Source organism: Porphyromonas sp. COT-108 OH2963 (assembly GCF_000768895.1).
GTDB classification, from domain to species: domain Bacteria; phylum Bacteroidota; class Bacteroidia; order Bacteroidales; family Porphyromonadaceae; genus Porphyromonas_A; species Porphyromonas_A canoris.
The window spans coordinates 303,097-322,314 of sequence record NZ_JRAP01000002.1; the positions used below are offsets into that span (position 1 = coordinate 303,097).

Annotated in this window: 16 protein-coding genes and 1 pseudogene; 8 read left to right on the forward strand and 9 right to left on the reverse strand. The window is 43.2% G+C overall.

What is annotated here, in order from left to right; translation table 11 throughout:
* The first annotated feature begins 5 nt into the window (after positions 1–5).
* From uvrB to HQ39_RS01265, 5 genes and pseudogenes are all read left to right on the forward strand, one after another.
* Positions 6–2,057 (forward strand): excinuclease ABC subunit UvrB, encoded by a 2,052-nt coding sequence (gene uvrB / locus HQ39_RS01240; protein ID WP_036862874.1) that lies wholly within the window; start codon positions 6–8, stop codon positions 2,055–2,057.
* A 63-nt stretch (positions 2,058–2,120) separates the two neighbouring features.
* A pseudogene (locus HQ39_RS01245) lies at positions 2,121–3,272 on the forward strand (stage 0 sporulation family protein); the annotation flags it as partial.
* A gap of 79 nt (positions 3,273–3,351) precedes the next feature.
* Positions 3,352–3,837 (forward strand): gliding motility lipoprotein GldH, encoded by a 486-nt coding sequence (locus HQ39_RS09750; RefSeq protein WP_036862876.1) that lies wholly within the window; start codon positions 3,352–3,354, stop codon positions 3,835–3,837.
* 226 nt (positions 3,838–4,063) lie between these two features.
* Positions 4,064–4,402 (forward strand): hypothetical protein, encoded by a 339-nt coding sequence (locus tag HQ39_RS01255; protein ID WP_036862879.1) that lies wholly within the window; start codon positions 4,064–4,066, stop codon positions 4,400–4,402.
* A gap of 235 nt (positions 4,403–4,637) precedes the next feature.
* Positions 4,638–5,126 carry an HU family DNA-binding protein gene (locus HQ39_RS01265; RefSeq protein ID WP_036862884.1) on the forward strand — a complete coding sequence of 163 codons (489 nt, stop codon included), beginning with the start codon at positions 4,638–4,640 and terminating at the stop codon, positions 5,124–5,126.
* 124 nt (positions 5,127–5,250) lie between these two features.
* On the opposite strand, the gene HQ39_RS01270 is transcribed toward HQ39_RS01265, so the two are convergent.
* From HQ39_RS01270 to recF, 5 genes are read right to left on the reverse strand one after another with little or no spacing between them, the layout of a single operon-like run.
* Positions 5,251–6,474: an anaerobic sulfatase-maturation protein gene (locus HQ39_RS01270; RefSeq protein ID WP_036862887.1), complete on the reverse strand. Its 1,224-nt coding sequence runs from the start codon at positions 6,472–6,474 to the stop codon at positions 5,251–5,253.
* Between the two features lie 7 nt (positions 6,475–6,481).
* Positions 6,482–7,027, reverse strand: a complete 546-nt coding sequence (gene rfbC, locus HQ39_RS01275; RefSeq protein ID WP_036792895.1) for a dTDP-4-dehydrorhamnose 3,5-epimerase — start codon at positions 7,025–7,027, stop codon at positions 6,482–6,484.
* 5 nt (positions 7,028–7,032) lie between these two features.
* Positions 7,033–7,626: a thymidine kinase gene (locus HQ39_RS01280; protein WP_036792427.1), complete on the reverse strand. Its 594-nt coding sequence runs from the start codon at positions 7,624–7,626 to the stop codon at positions 7,033–7,035.
* Between the two features lie 30 nt (positions 7,627–7,656).
* Positions 7,657–7,962 (reverse strand): hypothetical protein, encoded by a 306-nt coding sequence (locus HQ39_RS01285; protein WP_036862890.1) that lies wholly within the window; start codon positions 7,960–7,962, stop codon positions 7,657–7,659.
* Between the two features lie 6 nt (positions 7,963–7,968).
* Complete coding sequence (recF, locus tag HQ39_RS01290; protein ID WP_036862892.1) at positions 7,969–9,084, reverse strand: DNA replication/repair protein RecF; 1,116 nt, start codon at positions 9,082–9,084, stop codon at positions 7,969–7,971.
* Between the two features lie 637 nt (positions 9,085–9,721).
* Here recF and HQ39_RS01295 point away from each other — a divergent pair.
* Entirely contained in the window at positions 9,722–10,198 is a 477-nt protein-coding gene (locus tag HQ39_RS01295; protein ID WP_036862894.1) for a helix-turn-helix transcriptional regulator, read from the forward strand.
* Between the two features lie 64 nt (positions 10,199–10,262).
* Entirely contained in the window at positions 10,263–10,973 is a 711-nt protein-coding gene (locus HQ39_RS01300; protein WP_052079314.1) for an MgtC/SapB family protein, read from the forward strand.
* 2 nt (positions 10,974–10,975) lie between these two features.
* Here the strand turns inward: HQ39_RS01300 and radA are convergent, their stop codons facing one another.
* Genes radA through HQ39_RS01320 form a run of 4 tightly spaced genes read right to left on the reverse strand, consistent with a single transcriptional unit; the run spans position 10,976 to position 15,443 of the window.
* On the reverse strand, positions 10,976–12,358 hold the full coding sequence (gene radA / locus HQ39_RS01305) for a DNA repair protein RadA (RefSeq protein ID WP_036862896.1): 1,383 nt from the start codon (positions 12,356–12,358) through the stop codon (positions 10,976–10,978).
* Positions 12,359–12,380: 22 nt separating this feature from the next.
* Entirely contained in the window at positions 12,381–13,619 is a 1,239-nt protein-coding gene (locus tag HQ39_RS01310; protein ID WP_052079315.1) for a hypothetical protein, read from the reverse strand.
* Complete coding sequence (locus HQ39_RS01315; protein ID WP_036862899.1) at positions 13,616–14,902, reverse strand: L-fucokinase; 1,287 nt, start codon at positions 14,900–14,902, stop codon at positions 13,616–13,618. Before HQ39_RS01315 ends, HQ39_RS01310 begins: the two co-directional genes overlap by 4 nt.
* A gap of 22 nt (positions 14,903–14,924) precedes the next feature.
* Positions 14,925–15,443: an NAD(P)H-dependent oxidoreductase gene (locus tag HQ39_RS01320; protein ID WP_036862901.1), complete on the reverse strand. Its 519-nt coding sequence runs from the start codon at positions 15,441–15,443 to the stop codon at positions 14,925–14,927.
* 410 nt (positions 15,444–15,853) lie between these two features.
* Between HQ39_RS01320 and HQ39_RS01325 the strand changes: the two genes are divergently transcribed.
* Positions 15,854–19,207, forward strand: coding sequence for a SusC/RagA family TonB-linked outer membrane protein (locus HQ39_RS01325; protein ID WP_081965348.1), 3,354 nt, complete (start codon positions 15,854–15,856; stop codon positions 19,205–19,207).
* The last annotated feature ends 11 nt before the right edge of the window (positions 19,208–19,218 follow it).

Consider the following 19,218-nt stretch of genomic DNA (forward strand, 5'->3'; position numbering starts at 1 on the left):
GAGAGATGAGTGTGTTTCAACTGAATTCTAAATTTAAGCCCACAGGAGATCAACCTGAAGCGATAAAAGCTTTGGTTGATGGTCTTAATAGTGGAAGGTCCCGTCAGACGCTATTGGGGGTAACAGGTTCAGGGAAAACATTTACCATTGCTAATGTCATAGAAAAGATAGGCAAGCCCACGATTATCCTGAGCCACAATAAGACCTTGGCAGCACAGTTGTATGGTGAGTTCAAGTCTTTTTTCCCGGACAATGCTGTTGAGTACTTTGTGTCGTACTATGATTATTATCAGCCGGAGTCCTATCTTCCGGCATCTGATCTTTACATAGAAAAAGACTTGGCTATAAATGCCGAATTGGATAAGTTGAGACTGAGAACTACAATGTCTCTCATGAGCGGACGACAGGATATTATCATCGTCTCCTCTGTGTCTTGCATCTATGGTATGGGAAATCCGAGTGCCTATATCGAGAAGCGTATAGAGATAAAACAAGGAAGCCGTATAGATAGAGAATCTCTTCTTAGATCATTGGTAGATGCCTATTATATCCACAATAAAGCAGAGTTTTTACCCGGTAACTTTAGAGCAAAGGGAGATACCATAGATGTTTTTCCGGCAGAAGAAAACTATGATGGTATCGCTTACAGAATAGAGTTGTGGGGAGACGAGGTGGACAGAATCACTCGATTTAGACCTCTTACAGGTAAGGAGTTGGGGGGACTTCCTTCACTATCTCTTTATCCTGCCACTCTTTTTGTAACATCTTCGGAACTTCTTTCTCAAGCAATAAAGCAGATCCAAAAAGATCTGGAGATTCAGGTCAGTCTCTTTGAGCGAGAAGGGAAGCTATTGGAAGCCAAGCGTCTCAATGAGAGAGTATCGTATGACATCGAGATGATGAAAGAAGTAGGATACTGTTCCGGTATAGAGAACTATTCAAGATACTTTGACGGGCGAGCGCCGGGAGAGAAACCCTACTGTTTGTTCGACTATTTCCCCTCTGATTTTCTACTTGTGATAGACGAAAGCCACGTAACCATACCTCAGGTCAAAGCCATGTACGGAGGGGATCGCGCAAGAAAAACAAACTTGGTGGAGTATGGTTTCAGACTGCCTGCCGCCATAGATAACAGACCGCTGAAGTTTGAAGAGTTTGAAGAGATCATCGGAGATACGATTTTTGTCTCGGCAACTCCGGCAGATTACGAGCTTGAAAAAAGCGGAGGCGTTGTCGTGGAGCAAGTGATCCGACCCACCGGTCTTCCTGATCCTGTTATAGAAATACATCCGACGCTCAATCAGATAGACCATCTCATGGAAGAAGTGAGAAAAAGAGTGGAAGCGGACGAACGTGTCCTCATAACAACCCTTACTAAGAAGATGGCAGAAGAGCTTTCCGAGTATCTCTCCCAAGCAGGTATAAAGTGCGAATATATACATAGCGATGTGGATACGTTGAGAAGGGTTGAGATAATGGAAGGCTTGAGGTCGGGAGAGTTTGACGTCCTTGTCGGCGTCAATCTGTTAAGAGAGGGACTGGATCTTCCTGAGGTTTCTCTTGTGGCTATTTTGGATGCCGACAAAGAAGGCTTCCTGCGTTCTCATCGCTCTCTTACCCAGACGGCAGGGCGTGCGGCTCGCAACCTGAATGGCAGGGTGATATTCTACGCCGATACTATTACTGCAAGTATGGCACTCACCATAGAGGAGACTCAGCGTCGTCGAAACAAACAACTCGAATACAACAAAAAGCATGGCATCACTCCCAAGCAGATTGTGAAGAACTCTGCCTCCATATTGGATCTCACGGGAGCGCCCACCGGGAAGAAAGCAGACTCAAAGGCGGCAAGCTACTCATTCAAAGCAACGGACACCGCGATGGTTGCAGAGCAAGCCGAGAGTGCGTATGTCTCGGCACAACAGCTGTCCGAAAAGATCAGCGCTGCCAAGAGTGCCATGGAGAAAGCAGCCAAAGCATTGGACTTTATTTCTGCCGCTCAGTGGAGAGATGAGTATTTTCGTCTGTCCGCTCTGCAGGAGAATCAAAAAGGATAGAGACCCGCATGGCAGCCTCTTTTCAATAATTACTTATATTAGTGCAACAACAAACAGACAGTTATGGTTACAGATAACGACACACATATAGATACGGAACAATCGCCACAGAAGAGATGTTGTCCCTGTCGTAAGAGAAAAAGGGGAGCGACGCCTATCATAAAGCTGAACTCTTACGACTATTTCTCTCATCTTCCGAAAGGGGCGAATGAATACGAGTTTACCGAAGTCCAGTTCAAGAACACTCGCAAGGGATACTATACCAATCCGTTGGGATTGGAGCTGCATCAGGGCGACATGGTTGCCGTGGAGTCTTCTCCCGGTCATGATATAGGAATGGTAACACTGACAGGGAAGCTCGTGGCTTTGCAGATGAAAAAGATCCGCTATCGCCATCCCGGCGGAGAGATTCGTCAGATATATCGTTTGGCAAAGGAGTCGGACATGGAGAAGTATCATCAGACAAAAGCCCTGGAGCACAGCACCATGATTCGCTCCAGGGAGATTGCCAAAGATCTCGGACTCGATATGAAGATCGGAGATGTCGAATATCAGGCGGACGGGCTGAAAGCAATCTTTTACTACATATCCGATGATCGTGTAGACTTTCGGACGCTGATAAAGAAGCTTGCCGAAGAGTTTCACATCCGCATAGAGATGAAGCAGATCGGGGCGAGACAGGAAGCCGGTCGCATCGGCGGCATTGGTCCGTGCGGTCGGGAGCTTTGCTGTTCGCAGTGGATGCCGTCGTTCCTTTCGGTAGGCACCAATGCAGCCCGCATCCAAGACCTTTCGATGAATCCTTTGAAGCTTGCGGGGCAGTGTGGCAAGCTGAAATGCTGTATCAACTTCGAGACCGATGTCTACGCCGAAGCACAGAAGAAGATGCCGTCGAGGGAAGTACGTCTGCGCACTCAGCTCGGTATGTACAAATACTTCAAGGCGGACATTTTGGCAAAAAACATCACATACGCCATCGACAACCGCAACGAGAGACAGGAGGGACCGGCTTACGTAACCATCTCTGCGGACAGAGCATTCCGCGTGATCCGCATGAACAAAGAGGGCGAGATACCGTTCTCTCCGGAGCACGACGCCAAGAAAGGCAAAGAAGAGAAGCCCTCCAAAGACATTCTCAACGAGAGCATTTCCCGGTTCGATTCGGGAGAAGGCGGTGCGGGAGAGAAGAAGAGACGCAGCAGATCCAAGTCCTCCTCACGCAGGCGCAAGGAAGCGAAAGCGGACAGAGTGGCAGACTGATCCTCACCCCCTCTCTCACACCCCCGGCGGAGACATGAAAAGAACATTTTGCATCCTTTCCCTGCTGCTTCTGGCAGCATCATCGGTACTTGTTTCATGCCGGAGCGGGTACCACTACGCGCTCTTCCACGAGGTCCCCGAAGAGGGATGGCGTTCCAAGAAAGAGCTCTTCTACTCGTTCAGCATCGAAGACACCACGCAGCTGTACGACATCCATATCGACATCAGATACACCGAAAGATACCCGTACAACAACCTCGTGCTGGGCATCATTTCCGAGACCAACACTCGTCGGTATCAGACCGAGACCGTGGAGGTCCGCTTTCGGGAAGCAGACACCCGGATCTCCAAAGGCGGTTATCACTTTCACCTCACGAGCACGCCTGTTTATCTGAAGAAATCTTTCGCCACACCGGGCGTTCACACCATTTCGCTCCAGCACCTGATGGCCGACACTCTCCTTGTCGGGCTCGAAGAGATCGGTCTGCGAATCGTAAAGAGCGACACCTCCGGCACCTGACCCCGACCGCCCTCTCTCCTGAACAGCTCTCCGCTCATCGCAGCTGCCAAGCAGCACTACACGAAAAGCACCGAAGGTTTTATCCGAAACCTTTGGTGCTTTTTCATTGAACTTCCGCCGCATCGTTCGGCAAGAAGGGGACGATTGCCCGGAAAGTTGATGGAGGGTGGAAAAATATTTTCGCAGGCAAGGAAAAAAAGTTTCATGGGCAAGGAAAAAAAGTTTCATGGGCAAGAAAAAAAGTTTCATGGGCAAGGAAAAAAAGTTTCATGGGCAAGGAAAAAAAGTTTCATGGGTAGGGAAAAAAAGTTTCATGAGTAAGGAAAAAAATTTTTCATGGGCAAGAAAAAAAGTTTCATGGGTAAGGAAAAAAAGTTTCATGGGTAAGGAAAAAAAGTTTTATGGGCAAGGAAAAAAATTTTCATGGGTAAGAAAAAAAAGTTTCATGGGTAAGAAAAAAAAGTTTCATGGGCATGAAAAAAAATTTACGTGCGCACGAAAAAAAATTTACGTGCGCATGAAAAAAAAATTTCGTGCGCATGAAAAAAAATTTACGTGCGCATGAAAAAAAATTTACGTGCGCATGAAAAAAAATTTACGTGCGCACGAAAAAAAATTTACGTGCGCACGAAAAAAAATTTACGTGCGCACGAAAAAAAATTTTCGTACGTACAAAAAAAAATTTTCGTACGTACAAAAAAAAATTTTCGTACGTACAAAAAAAAACTTTTGTACGTACAAAAATTTCACTATATTCGCAGAGAGATATAACTCATTGTTTAACAATAAATTATACTGCTATGATAAAAATAAAAGCAGTCGAGCGAAAAGCCGACTTCAGCAAGGGAGGAAAAACCCTTTGGTACCCTGCCATTCACCTGCACTCGAACGTAGATTTCGAGGAGTTTATCGAACTCGTTTCTGACGAAACCACCATCTCATCCGCAGACATCAAGGCGGTGTTCGACCGCGCTTCTAAGGTCCTCATCCGCCTGCTCAAGGACGGAAAAAGCGTGGATTGCGGCGATATGGGAACATTCCGCCCCAGCATCACGGTAAGAACAGGTGCGGGCGTCGAAACCGCCGATAAGGTGGATGCCACTCTCGTGGGCAAGGCAAAAGTGATCTATACGCCCCGCATCAAGGTCAGAACCGCACTGAAAGATGTACGCATCGAGCGTGCAGAGTCCGCTCTGGACGTTGCATACAAGTCTGCCGGCAAGAAGCCGGGCGGCAGCGAGGGCGGCGGCTCTTCTTCCGGCGGTAGTGGAGGAGAAGGCGGCTTCTGATCCGGACGGATACCGGCACATCGCGAAACAACCCGAAGCAGCCGGGTAAAAAAATCTCTCCCTCATCAGACCCGGTCTGATGGGGGAGAGTCTTTTTTGTTCCGAACCGAAGCACAAAGCCCTCTCACGGCTGCTCTTCTTCTCCAAGCCGGTGCATGATGAGAGAGGGAGGCAGGCGGCGGCGAAGCAGCTCTTTCATCCGATCCATGTAAGGTGCGGCATGGTGGAAGAATGCATGGTAGCCGGAGCACAGATAGTTCAGCCCCGGCTCGCCGTCCGCCGTGAAAGCGAAACGATTCTTGGGGCACTCGCCATTGCAGGCGAAGAGGTACGTGCACGACAGACACTGCTCCGGCAGCGAAGCACGCTTGCTCTCGCCAAAGGCTCGCTGCCGCTGCCCGTAAACCATCTCGACCAAAGGCGTGGTGCGGATGTTGCCAAGCAGGTATTGAGGGAAGACAAAGTGGTCGCACGAGTAGACGTCGCCGTTCTGTTCGAGTGCCAAGGCGTTGCCGCATCTCTCGGCAAAGATGCAGACCCCCGGCGAGACACCGACCCAGTTGGCCAGCGTGGCATCGAAAATCTGAACGAAGATCTCTCCCACATCGTTCCGCACCCATTCGTCGAAGATCGCTATCAGAAAACGACCCCACTGCGCAGGCGAAACCGAATAGGGCGCCACCCTGACGTGGTCGAACGTCTCGGAGGGAGGGGAGAGCGCCTCGTCCGAATAGTAGATGCGCTCCACGGCGGGAGAAAACTGAATGTACCGGCAGCCCAACGACTTGAAGAAGCGGTAAAACTCCAACGGGCGGTCGGCATTGAAGTCGTTCACAACGGCAAGAACATTGAACGCCACATCGAACCGCTTCAGAAGCTCTATGCCCCGAACCACGTCCGAGTGCGTGCCTATCCCCCTGGCATCCTTCCTGTATTTGTCGTGCTGCTCCGAGGTGCCGTCAATGGAGATACCTATCAGGAAGTCGTTCTCCTTGAAGAAGCGACACCACTCCTCCGTGAGCAGAGTGCCGTTCGTCTGCAAAGAGTTGTCTATGTTTTTTCCCCTGCCGTACTTCTTTTGCAGCGCGAGTGCCTTCTCGTAAAAAGAGATGGGGCGGAGCAGCGTCTCTCCGCCGTGCCAGGTGAAGAGAACGTCGGGCGAAGTCTGAGAGCCGATGTACTCCTTCACGAAAAGCTCCAGCATCTCATCGCTCATCGTCTTGCGCGGCTCGCCGGCATACAGACGCGACTTCTCCAGATAGTAGCAGTACTCGCACCGCAGGTTGCACGCGGCACCCACGGGTTTTACGGAGATATAATAGGGATGCGAAAAGGGAGTGAAAGACATAAGCTGCTCAGTCCGGCAGGAAAACACCCTGCAAATCTTTTTCGGAAATGATGAGCCGCGACGAATCTATGTGGCGTGCAAGATCAAGCCCTATCTTCGGATCGTCGAACCTGAAACTCTTCTCGCTTTGAGGCGCATAGTATCTGTCCACTTTGTACGACACGATGTTGTGCTCGCCCAATGCCAGAAAACCATGTGCGTACCTGCGAGGGATGTAGAGCTGCCTGCCGTTCTCCGAAGATAGCTCTACCTCTATAAACTTGCAGTAGGTCGGAGAGCCGGGATCTATGTCCACGACAAAGTCTATGATCTTGCCCTGAACGACACGCACGAGCTTGCTCTGTGCCGCATCTCCCTGCTGAGAATGCAAACCGCGAAACACGCCGCGGTGAGAATAAGATTCGTTGTCCTGAACAAACGGGTCGTGAGGAAACATCTCCTGCCAGAAAGCTCTGTTGTAGCTCTCCGAGAAGTATCCTCTAACGTCCGGGTATCGCTTCGTCTGTATGATGTACACTCCGGGTAGGGAGGTCGGTATGGTTGTCGTGTTCATAGGGGTCATTTTTTATTCATCTTCAAGTAGCAAGAGCGACACAGAGGCATATACTCTCCGGTCTCTCCCAATAAAACCACCTGCGTGTCCGCAACAAGACGATGAGAATACTGTGCCGGCCTGCCACATCCCAGACAGACGGCGTGAACTTTGGAGATGCTGTCTGCCACGGCACAGAGATCGGGCATGGGACCGAATGGCTCCCTTTTGAAGTCCATATCCAGACCGGAGACAATCACTCTCACCCCTTCGTCCGCCAGCTTCACGCAGGCATCCGTGATCCCTTTGTCGAAAAACTGCACTTCGTCTATGCCGACAACATCGGCATCGCACCCCAAAAGATAGACATTCATGGAGTGAGAAACCTCCGTGCAGGGAATGCTCTCATGGGAGTGGCTTACAATATCCGTCTGAGAGTAGCGCGTGTCTATGCTGGGCTTGAAAAGCTCGACTTTCAACTGCGCAATGGTGGCCCTCCTGACCCTTCGTATCAACTCTTCCGTCTTGCCCGAAAACATAGAGCCGCAAATCACTTCTATGCTTCCGTGCCTTCTTATCTTTTTTCTTCTTATATCCGAGTCTTCTTCAAACTGATACATATATATAATCTTCCTTGATTTAAGAGAGCTCTACACTCGTTTTAGTTCTATCTTTTTTATGCCATGCTCCCTCATGGTTTCATCAAACAACTCCCGAAGGGACTCTTTGGAAAGATTGAGCCGGTGCCAGACAACGCTGCTCTTGCAGATGATAAGAATAGTGTCGTCTCCCTCGAAAGAGATTTCTACCGACTCGGTCAGTCCTTGAGAAAGAGGGGACAAAAGCCATCTCTCATGCACGGCATTGTAACGTTTGACGGCAGACAGGAGCGAAACTTCTTCGGTGGCGTCCTGCAATACTTTGTCTATTTTATCACTCGTGTACCTGCGCTTCATCGTCTCTCAAGCATTTGATGCAATCAGAGAAAAGGCTCCCTTCTCAACCGAAAACAGATGATAGGAAGTCTCTTTCTTCTCTTTCAGTATCTTGTCCAAATAGGTTCTGTTCGTATCCGTCATGAAGATCTGACCGAACGTGTCCCCGGCTACCATGTGAATGATCTTATTCACTCTTTCCGCATCGAGTTTGTCAAAAAGATCATCCAAGAGAAGAAGAGGCTTAAGCCCTGTTGCCTCCTTTAGAATATCGTACTGAGCAAGTTTTAGTGCAATAAGAAAAGTCTTGTTTTGCCCTTGCGACCCGATTTTTCTTATCAGCTCTCCGTCTATGTACATCCCGATGTCATCTTTGTGAATGCCTTGAGAGGTGTAGCCGAGTACAAAGTCTTTCTGTCTGTTATCGCGAAGAGTAGCTCGGATTCCTTCTACGCTGTAATCCTCAATAGATGGCAGGTAGGAGAGCGAGACGTTGTCCTTGCTACCCGATATTTCGTTATAGAAAGAGCTAAAATGAGAAGCGATTCTCTCTATCCAGTCTGTCCGGTCTTTTTGTATAAGTGCTGCCTCTTGGGCGATCTGCTCTTCGAGTATATCTAATATTTCTACGTTGGGAGAAGCACTCTTTAGGATGCTGTTCCTTTGTTCTAACAGTCTCTTATGAGCAATGAGGGCTTCAAGATATTTAGGCTTTTCCTGAGAAATAAGAGTATCTAAATATTTTCTTCGCTCTTCACTTCCTCCATGTACTAAATCAAAATCCTTCGGAGAAATCATCACAATAGGAAGCTTTCCGATGTGCTCGCTCAATCGGGTATAAGCCTTTTTATTCCTTTTGAATACTTTCTGATGTCCCGGACGGATACTGCATACTATATGCTCTTCATTTTTATTCCTTAGATAATGTGCATCAAGAAGACAAAAAGATTCATTATGACAAATAACCATGTGATCCGGAAGATAAAAATGCCCTCTAAGAAAAGAGAGATAGTATATGGCATCCAGCAAATTCGTTTTCCCCATACCATTGAGTCCGATCAAGCAGTTTATTTTGGGAGAGAAGGTCAAATGAGCCTGCTTAATGTTTTTATAGTTGCTTATGTCTATTTCTTTTAACTGCATAGCTATCGCAGATATTCTTTCTTCTTATTAGAAATTTTGCACACCAACAAAGATAGCAATAATACATCTTTTGAAAGATGGATGTAGTGCAGTCTTCAAATACAATTCTATATAGAGAACCCGACTTTTTGTATATATTCGGAATCTTCATTACATAGAAACATATACAGCCTGTTGATTCTTGTATATAACACTATTCTTATACTATTCTTTATACCTGAGTATAGATATCTTGCCGATAATTTTACAAGTATATGTTTTTTAGTTTTGCAACTCCATTGTTGGGGTTTGGTTCTTATTCTGTACCAGTTGCTTACGAGGGTTATCTATAATATCACATTGAGGCAGAATTATAATATTCATGAATACATATTATTCCTGATCTTTTAATTGAGATTTAAATCTTAACTAATTGATAACCTAAATTATTATGACTATATCTGTGCTGTTTATAGGCACTTTATTTAAGATTCGGAGTATAAGAACGTAAACATATTGACAATGGAATAGATATCTATATTTAATTTTCTATATTTGCAAACATATAAACAGAAATCCCAGGAAATAGATTTCTAAACAAATTGTCTGCTGTATAGAAATTTACAGTAGGATTTTTCTTCTTAAAAATATCAGAGCTATGGAACAAACTATCAATAACAGAATAAACCTTATTATGGAAAGGGAAATGCTTTCTCAAGCGGCATTTGCAGAAAAATTAGAAATCAATAGAGCCACTCTTAATCATATTTTGAGAGGAAGAAATAATCCCGGCATTCAAATAATTGAGAAATTGATCTCGAGTTTCCCAAAGTACAACGTAGAATGGATTATTTCCGGAAAAGGAGAAATACTAAAACCTTCTTACTTACAGCCTGATTTATTCCCAATAGAATTTTCTGAAGAGGAAGAAGGTGTTTCTAATGAGAGTTTTTTGATAAAACATTTAGAAATCACACAAAAGCTTTCGAATTTAAGTGAGTCTGTGGAGAATCTATCTGCTACGATAAAAGAGGAGCAAAATGCTAATAAAAAATCCGAAAGAAGAATATCTAAGATATATGTCTATTATTCGGATAATTCCTTTGAGGTGTTTACTCTGACAGATGCTCTATGAATAGAAAAAAAACACTATTTTTGAGTCATTCACTATTAGATAATTTGTAAAAGAGTATGACAATATGAGTTTTTCGGAGTTTTTCGATCTATCTTGTATTTATCATGGAGGACTTCAACCTGTTGATGTTGTAGTTCGGTTGCTTTATAGCGTAGTTGTCGGTATGCTTATAGGATATAATCGTCAGGTGCGCTATCAAAGAGCCGGTCTTAGGACATTTACTCTTATTACCGTCGGTAGTACTGTTGCCATGCTTATATCTATTTATCTTCCGGACATTTCCGGAATGGGAGATCCTGCCAGAATAGCAGCACAAGTGCTGTCCGGTGTGGGTTTTTTAGGAGCGGGAGCTATACTTAGGGGGCGTGGAGATAATGTTCAAGGGCTTACTACTGCAGCCGGAATATGGGTCTGTTCCGCACTAGGTTTGGCCATAGGAGCCGGTATGTATATGACATCTGCTATTGTTACCTTGTTGGTACTCTTTGTTTTGGTTGTTATGGGATATGTTGAAGAAAAACTTGGATTAAGACAGAAGAACCTTGGTATAAATGTTGACACGACAACAGCTCTGCCCAATATCAATGCAATAAAGGGGGTCCTTTCCTCTATGAAAGTTTCAGTCTCTAATGTATCATTGGACTCTAATTTCAAAAATGATACCGGTCATATTTACATAGAAGCCAAATCAAGTGGAGATAAAGTTAGCTACGAAGTAAATAAAGCTTTAGGTGAATTGGATTTTGTGAGTAGCGTAAAAACTAATACTTACTAGTTTTATCTCCCACGAAATAAAAAATTAAAAGCTTGATCTATTCTGGTTACTCCTATAATTTTGATCTTATATTTATTCAAATCTACTCCTTGCAAGTTCTGAGATGGTACTATGATCGTCTCAAATCCTATTCTTTGTGCTTCACCAATTCTTTGCTCTATTCTACTGATCGGACGTATTTCTCCACTAAGACCAACTTCTCCAGCCACGCAGATATTGGTGGGCACAGGAAGGTCAAGGTTGGATGAAAGCACAGCTACGAGAATAGAAAGATCCAATGCTGTATCTGACAATTTAAGTCCCCCTGTGATATTTAAGAATACGTCTTTCTGCATAAGCTTAAATCCCGCACGTTTTTCCAATACAGCAAGTAGCATATTCATTCTTTTTCCATCCACTCCGGTAGAAGATCTTTGAGGTGTCCCATAAACAGCAGAACTAACAAGGGATTGTATCTCTATTAGGATTGGTCTTGCTCCTTCCATCGCACATCCAACACAAATGCCACTTAGTTGTTCTTCTCGTCTTGTTATCAGTAGTTCCGACGGATTCTCAACACCTCTCAATCCATTTTGACGCATCTCATATATCCCTATTTCAGATGTACTACCGAAGCGATTCTTATTTGCTCTTAATAGTCTGTACTGGTAATTGGTATCTCCTTCAAATTGCAATACCGTATCTACCAAGTGCTCCAATATCTTCGGACCGGCAATGCTACCATCTTTGGTAATATGCCCAATAAATAAAATTGGGATGTCTGTATTCTTTGCATAAGTCATAAGCCTTGTTGCGCACTCTCGTACTTGGGTAAGGCTTCCGGGAGATGAGTCTATTTGTTCTGTAAATATTGTCTGAATAGAATCTATGACTATAAGATCTGGAGAAGCCTCCTTGCAGACATCTAATATCTTTTCTAAGTGAGTTTCACAGTAGATTAAAAAGTTTTCGTGTGGGATGGTTGCTACCACTCTGTCAGCCCTCAGCTTTATTTGTCTTTCACTTTCCTCGCCGGATACATACAATGTACGTATCTCTTTAGTATTTAGTAAAGATTGAAGAATAAGAGTACTTTTACCGATACCGGGCTCGCCTGCAATAAGTACAATAGATCCTTTTACCAAACCTCCTCCGAGAACTCTATTTAATTCTTTGTCTTTTAGATCCAACCTTCCAGCCTCTTTGCCTGAGACTTCTTTTAGTATCTTAAAAGAACTATTTTCTTTATTGGGAGATATACCTTTAAGTACATAAGGGGTGTCCTTTACTTTATATTCAGATAAAGTGTTCCATGCACCACACATAGGACACTTTCCGGACCATTTGGAAAACTCATTTCCACACTCTTTACATAGGAATATTACTTTATCCACGTTCTTACCCATATACTAATGCAAATTATTTCTTTTAAGAAGAAGTTACTTGAAGACCTTTTAGAGAAAGAGACATTTCACTTAAGCGTGCATTTTTCTTCTTTATGAAATCGTTCTCTAGTGTTTTCTTTATCAAATTTACAGCTTTCAGATCTTTTGCCACTATGTATAAGTAGCCGCCACCGCCTGCTCCAGGAAGTTTATATCCTAAAGCCCAATCATCTATAGCAGAAATCAGATGTTCTATTTCGGGTGTAGATACACCGGGATCTAATCTCTTATTAAGCTCCCATGCCTCTTTCAGAAGACTTCCATACGTTGTTATATCTCCCTTTTTTATAGCGTGTTCTACTGCATAGCTATGGGTCTTGATCTCTCTTAGTATATCTAATGTCTTAATATCTTGACCTATCATTCTATTTACAATCTCAACTAAGATATTTTTTGCTGTTCTTGTTATGCCTGTATAATATAGCATGTGATAGGATCCATAGAGAGGGTCAGTGAAAAGTGTATTTGGTAGTGTTGTGGCATATGGCTGTTGTAAAATAGATGCTTCAGACTCTATAACCTTTATTCCTCCATACATTCCTCCAAATTGATCTTGCCAGCCGCCTCCGGTAGTTAGCAGTTGTTCTACGGCAAGAGTCCTTTGAGCGATTTCTTCAAGGCTCCATTCAAATCCAAGGAAATTGCTGAGAGCTCCTAAACATGCTGAGCATAGAAGAGAACTTGTACCAAGACCCGATCCTGCAGGAATACAAGAAAGCATGGTGAGCTCTACCCCATACCCAAGCTGTTTCAGATATTCTTCTAAAGACTTAAAGACATGACTATTGAATGTTGGGCTCAAACCACACAAGCATAGAGCCGCCTTGGGAATACTGAATGGAGAACCAACTTTGTCAAACTCCTCCAACATATCCAAAGAGGTGATTTTTTCATCCAGTCCGGCATCTATAGAGCGTAGTATTATATGAAGTTCTGGTGTTGGTTTTACAAAGACTTGAAGAGGCTCTTGACCATTGACATTTACAGCCATATTTATGACACGTCCTCCATCTGTCATGCTATAAGGAGGTGTATCTGTCCATCCTCCTGCCAAATCAATTCTCACAGGAGACCTGCTCCATACAATTTGATCCATAAAGACCTTTCTACTTGGGTAGAGAGTCTGCTTAAAGTAGGGAGCTACTATTTGTGATCTGATATCACCGGACTTTTTCAAATTTGTTCCCAGTATTTCTGTACTATGAACTTTTTTGCTCTTCATTTTCTATATAGTTCTTCAAAGTCGGTCATGCATCCCAATTCTTTGGCGGCAATCTTAGGAAGTTTTTTATATGTTTCTAAAACCTCTTTATTACTGCTTTTGAGGTAGTATAGATGCCATTGGGATAACCATTCTCCCACAAAGGCAAGTACATCTATATCTTCAGAACAAGGGAAGAGAGGTAGCTCATAGATATCTGTCGTTGTGGATAGACTCGCTATTCCGGCTAACTCTAATAAAGGAGCATTTACAAAAGAGGCTCCCTCTATGGCTGTCCCTTTGAAGAGATCATCTATGCCATATACTCTAAGGCACTTTAGACCGTTTTTCAAAGGTAGAAAATCCAAACATACACCATGCGGAAGCTCCCAGCCTTTCATTTCTTTTGGAATATGAGTAAGGATATTATCTCCTTTGAGAATCCATTTATCATTTAGTTCTGAGCAATCTATCCAGCAAGATTCCTTTATATCCAAGTTTAGAGATTTTGCAGATCTTAGCAAGTCTTTACTGGATCCGAAATGATAGAAATGAGAGTCGGATGCATTATACATTACTCCTATTGAGAGTTTATGCCTTTTTATTATATCCGGGAAAGAGGAATATAAATCAAAATAATTTAGTTCTCTTCCTTTCCCTCTGCTACTTTTGAAAAGAAGGTCTGAAGCCTTTTGGGAAAGCAACCAAAGCCCTGAGTCTATTGCTATCTCAAATTTTTCTTGAAGCATCTCAAGTTGTTGTACCAAAGGCTTTTGTAAAACTTGTATCGGAATAGAGAAAATATTTGCATTTTGAGAAACAATAAAAACACCATGTTTTGAAGCTTTCTCTAACTCGCCTTTTACACCTATACACAATAGATCATAGTGTGGAATAAAGGGAACTTGCTTAAGATCCAATAACACATCACCACATGAAATAGCTGTGCGATAAAACCCATCTGTATCGGATTCTAAAAAAGTGTCTATCGTTTCTACCTGGATGTCTAAAAGTGTTTTATAAACTTTCCCGGGAAGAGGCATCATTACCTTTCCCTGTACCGAATAGGCAGGAAGTCTTCTACTTTCACCATCACTATTTATCACAATCTCTCTGTGATATAACTTTTTCCTCTTATCACGAGCTTGCATTATGGCATATACCGAACCTCCTCCAGATCCCAATTTAGCATTTGGAGGATCTGAGCAGAAGAATATATTTCTGTCCTCTCCCTTTTTAGGAAAAGAATTTAGATATTCAACATGATTTGATGGAAGAGAAACTATGTAGATGCTTTCATGCATAGCCAAACAAAACTATTTCTCGTTATGACTTTATAAATTCGGCATAGTCTTCACAACTTTTTTGCAAACGCTCAGGAGTCATATTTACCTCCGCTCCATATAATGCAAAAATGCGTCCGGACTTGGCTCTGACAAAACCTGCGGAACCTTTGACAAAGCTAAGATAAGTCTCTAATGATATTCCTGCATCAAAAACGAACTCCGGAGCACCGGTACTTACAGCCACTTCTATAAGTTTTCCCTCCATCTTATCTCCGTTTTCTCCGTATGCCCAACCTTCGCACCAAACGGTGTCCATCCACTCTTTCATAATGGATGGTACCATGTACCAATACAATGGAAACTGCAAAATGATTCTATCATATTCTGACAATATCTCTTGCTCTTTTTTTATATCAAAGCCCTTCTCTCGGCAGTGCTCCGAAAGGACTCGTATCGTCACATTCAACTCTTTACTATTGGCTTGAATGTACTCATACCATGCCCTGTTTATAACAGATGTTTCAAGATGTGGATGTCCTACTACTACTAATGTTTTCAATGTTCAATATGGTTTAAGTTGATTTTATCACAAATGTAGGTATTTATTTTAAGAGCATTTCCTACTTCTGCTAAATGGAGAGACTGATCTCTATTGATCTAGGTTGTTTAGAAAATGGTATTTGAAGAAAGCACTAAAGGTTTTGAGAGAAAGCACTAAAGGTTTTGGAGAAAAGCACTAAAGGTTTTGGAGAAAAGCACTAAAGGTTTTAGAGAAAAGCACTAAAGGTTTTGAGAGAAAGCACTAAAGGTTTTGGGATATTGATAATTATCTTTTAAGGAATAGAGCCAGTACCTTTAGGGATTAATACCTACCTTTGCGAGACTTTTCTAAAAAATAGTGATGCAGATTTATGAAGCTAAATCTGTAGAATTCTACATTTTGTATCATTTTAATTGTATCAATTGTTTATGTTAAGAGACATACGACCTTGGGTCTGTAAAGTTTTCTTCGCGGTGTTGTTCTTTGCATCTTCTATTCTTTTTTCTTCTCTGGTTGAGGGGCAGAGCAAGACTGTAACTACCACAACTAAACCTGTAGGACGCTCCGTGCGTTGTAAGGTTCAGTTTAAGGACTACTCTCCGGCTATTGGAGCAACTATCTATGTCAACGGAAGAGCTACGGCTGTAACAGGTGAAGATGGTTCTTGTCTGATCCGTATTCCGAATGTCAAAGAAAAAATAACTCTGGCTGTTTCCTATGTGGGAATGAAGCCTTTGAAACTATTATATGAGGGAGAAAAACAGCTTTCTTTTATTCTTGAAGACGACTCTTCCGAGTTGGGAGATGTCGTAGTAACCGGTTTTCAGACAATAAACAAACGTAGATGGACAGGAGCAGCCACAACTCTTAAAGCCTCAGAGATTGTTCTTCCCGGTGTCAGTACCATAGATAAGAGTTTGGAAGGATTAGTCCCTGAAATGCTTGTTATGCCTTCCGCCGGTGATATAGGCTCGTCTCCTCGTTTGCGAATACGTGGTACCAGTACTATTTTAGGAGTACGTGAACCTTTATGGGTTGTCGATGGTGTGGTAGTCCGAGATCCTGTAACAATTCCGGCAGAAGATATCAATGATCCTGACTTTATCAATCGAGTAGGTAATGCTATCGCAGGTATCAACCCATCTGATATAGAGCGTATAGATGTCCTTAAAGATGCTGCCTCTACAGCTCTTTATGGGGTACAAGCCGCCAATGGCGTTATTATGATTACTACCAAAAAAGGGCAATATGGAAAGTTACGCATTAACTATTCAGGAAGTAGCAGTCTGTCTCTTCGTCCAAGATACACAGACAGGGATATCAACTTGATGAACTCAAGAGAGCGAGTCAATTTTTCTCGTGAACTGGTAGAATCCAACTACTATTTTCCTGTTGATATGTACGAAGTGGGATACGAACACTTGGTTAAGAAGTTATATAATAAGGAGATCAGTTTTGAAGAGTTCAATAATCGTGTGCAGAGCATAGAGTCTCTGAATACCGACTGGTTCTCTCTATTGATGCGTGATGCTCTTTCTACAGATCACCACCTCTCTGTATCAGGAACTTCTGAAAATCTAAATTACTATGCTTCTTTAGGGTATAATCTTAGCAACGGAGTTGTTAGAAGCAATAGAACTCAGCGTACAACAGGTAACCTTAAAGTGATTGCAGATCTCAGTAACAAGAGCAAGTTAAGTGTTTGGATGAGAACGGGCATAGAGTCGCGTCGTTATAATGCTTCTACAATCAATCCGGTAGATTATGCTTATAATACAGCTCGTACCATCCCCACCTATGGAGAGGATGGTGCATACTCTTTTTATAGACGAGGGGATGACAGATATAACTATAATTTTAATATCCTAAACGAACTCGAACATAGTGGATATAAGCAAGACCACTTTAACACTTCTCTGAGTGTGGCGTATGACCTCAAGCTCTCTGATCGACTATCGGCTTCAGCTTTATTGACCTATGCCACTTCCAATACAAACGGGGAGGAGCACCACGATGATAAAACTTATTACGTGGCAGATAAGAGATGGACAGATTATGGAAAGCCTTTCAATAAGGTTGCTTTGGAACATAGCGAACTGCCATACGGAGGAGAACTCAATCACTTTCAAGAGCGTTATCAGTCTCTCTCCGGAAGATTGATGTTGAACTATTCTCGTACATTCGACAATGAAGATATGTTGAACATACAAGTAGGAACTGCTGCTGAAAGCATTCATACCAGAGGTATGAAGCAGATACAGAGAGGCTATTTCCGTGATTATGGAGAAAAGTTTGTTGCTCCGGAGGACATAGATCGCTTTCCTGCATATAAGGCTTGGCTTATAAGTGAAGAGGCACAACCCAGACGTACGGACGACTTACTCAATCAAGCATCTGCTTTTGCAACCATTTCGTACACTTTTCGTCACAATCTTACATTAGGACTGAATGGACGGACCGATGGCTCTAATCGTTTTGGAAGTCAAAGCAATCGTCGACTTCTTCCTGTATGGTCTGTTTCCGGTAGTTATGATTTCTCTCATCTCCTCGCCGATGGTACTTGGTTCAATTACCTTTACTTGCGTACATCCTATGGCACACAAGGTAATATGTTGAGAGATCAGTCTCCCGAACCGGTTATTCGTAAGCTGAGTACAGATCCTTATTACAATGAAAAGTTGGCGATACTGGCTCGTTATCCTAATCCGAATCTTCGCTGGGAAAAGACAAATTCTTTCAGTGCGGAGCTGGATATTGCTGCATGGCAAAGACGTGTTGCAGCCACTTTGTCTTATTATCACAAATATACTCGTGATGCTTACATGAATTTGGACATTGATTTGGTAAATGGGTTCCCATCGTATGTTGTCAATAGCGGAAATCTTCGTAATCACGGTTTCAGTCTTGCTCTTTCGGTAGAGCCTGTGCGTGTTCGTGATTTCTCATGGCGTGTATCCACCTCTTTTTCTAAGAGCTTCAATCGTCTTGACAGCAAACCTCAATATGGTCAATATAAAGTTCGAGACTTCTTGCACGGTCGCGCCTTGGTGGAAGGGGAGGCTTTGGGATCATTCTATTCTTATCGTTTCCGTGGACTCAATCCGGAAGATGGAGGTCCGATGTTCCATGATGGAGAAGAGCGTAAAGAAGAATTTTATGGTAAAGGAAACTATGAAGTTTTCAGTGAAGTCTTGTCTAAGTCGGGGAATCGCTATCCTACAGCATTCGGCAGCTTCCGCAATAGTATTCGTTGGGGAGCATTCTCGCTTCGATTTAATCTATCATATAGTATTGGAGCTAAGACAAGACTTTTCAAACCTTATGGCTCAAGCAAAAACTTCTTACCCGAAATGAATGTCAATAGAATCTTTATGGATCGTTGGCGTAAGCCGGGAGATGAACTTTATACACACATTCCTGCCGTAGTAGATCAGATGGTGCCTGCTGTTTCGGATAAATATAACAGGCACTACTCTCGCTATACATCGGGTAAAATGCCTGTAATAGCAGAGAATGTTTGGGATATGTACAACTATTCGGATATTCGTGTGGTATCTGCCGATTACTTGAAGTGTACGGATCTTAGCCTCTCTTACGAACTGCCCTCTAAGTGGTTACAGCATCGTGGAGTGGAAGCTGCGCGTGTTACTTTCTCGACCAATAATATTTTTGTACTGGCAAGACCGGAACTTAAAGGACAGACTCCCGTTCAAGGAGGATTTACAGAGGTAAATCTGTCCGAACGTCCGCAATACACGCTTCAATTAAATATTACCTTATAAATAAAAAACAG

What these genes read in the sequence shown, in the direction of transcription:
- uvrB (WP_036862874.1), top strand. Translation starts at nt 6, where the DNA reads ATGAGTGTGTTTCAACTGAATTCTAAATTTAAGCCCACAGGAGATCAA.
- HQ39_RS09750 (WP_036862876.1), top strand. Translation starts at nt 3,352, where the DNA reads ATGAAAAGAACATTTTGCATCCTTTCCCTGCTGCTTCTGGCAGCATCA.
- HQ39_RS01255 (WP_036862879.1), top strand. Translation starts at nt 4,064, where the DNA reads ATGGGCAAGAAAAAAAGTTTCATGGGCAAGGAAAAAAAGTTTCATGGG.
- HQ39_RS01265 (WP_036862884.1), top strand. Translation starts at nt 4,638, where the DNA reads ATGATAAAAATAAAAGCAGTCGAGCGAAAAGCCGACTTCAGCAAGGGA.
- HQ39_RS01270 (WP_036862887.1), bottom strand. Translation starts at nt 6,474, where the DNA reads ATGTCTTTCACTCCCTTTTCGCATCCCTATTATATCTCCGTAAAACCC.
- rfbC (WP_036792895.1), bottom strand. Translation starts at nt 7,027, where the DNA reads ATGAACACGACAACCATACCGACCTCCCTACCCGGAGTGTACATCATA.
- HQ39_RS01280 (WP_036792427.1), bottom strand. Translation starts at nt 7,626, where the DNA reads ATGTATCAGTTTGAAGAAGACTCGGATATAAGAAGAAAAAAGATAAGA.
- HQ39_RS01285 (WP_036862890.1), bottom strand. Translation starts at nt 7,962, where the DNA reads ATGAAGCGCAGGTACACGAGTGATAAAATAGACAAAGTATTGCAGGAC.
- recF (WP_036862892.1), bottom strand. Translation starts at nt 9,084, where the DNA reads ATGCAGTTAAAAGAAATAGACATAAGCAACTATAAAAACATTAAGCAG.
- HQ39_RS01295 (WP_036862894.1), top strand. Translation starts at nt 9,722, where the DNA reads ATGGAACAAACTATCAATAACAGAATAAACCTTATTATGGAAAGGGAA.
- HQ39_RS01300 (WP_052079314.1), top strand. Translation starts at nt 10,263, where the DNA reads ATGAGTTTTTCGGAGTTTTTCGATCTATCTTGTATTTATCATGGAGGA.
- radA (WP_036862896.1), bottom strand. Translation starts at nt 12,358, where the DNA reads ATGGGTAAGAACGTGGATAAAGTAATATTCCTATGTAAAGAGTGTGGA.
- HQ39_RS01310 (WP_052079315.1), bottom strand. Translation starts at nt 13,619, where the DNA reads ATGAAGAGCAAAAAAGTTCATAGTACAGAAATACTGGGAACAAATTTG.
- HQ39_RS01315 (WP_036862899.1), bottom strand. Translation starts at nt 14,902, where the DNA reads ATGCATGAAAGCATCTACATAGTTTCTCTTCCATCAAATCATGTTGAA.
- HQ39_RS01325 (WP_081965348.1), top strand. Translation starts at nt 15,854, where the DNA reads ATGTTAAGAGACATACGACCTTGGGTCTGTAAAGTTTTCTTCGCGGTG.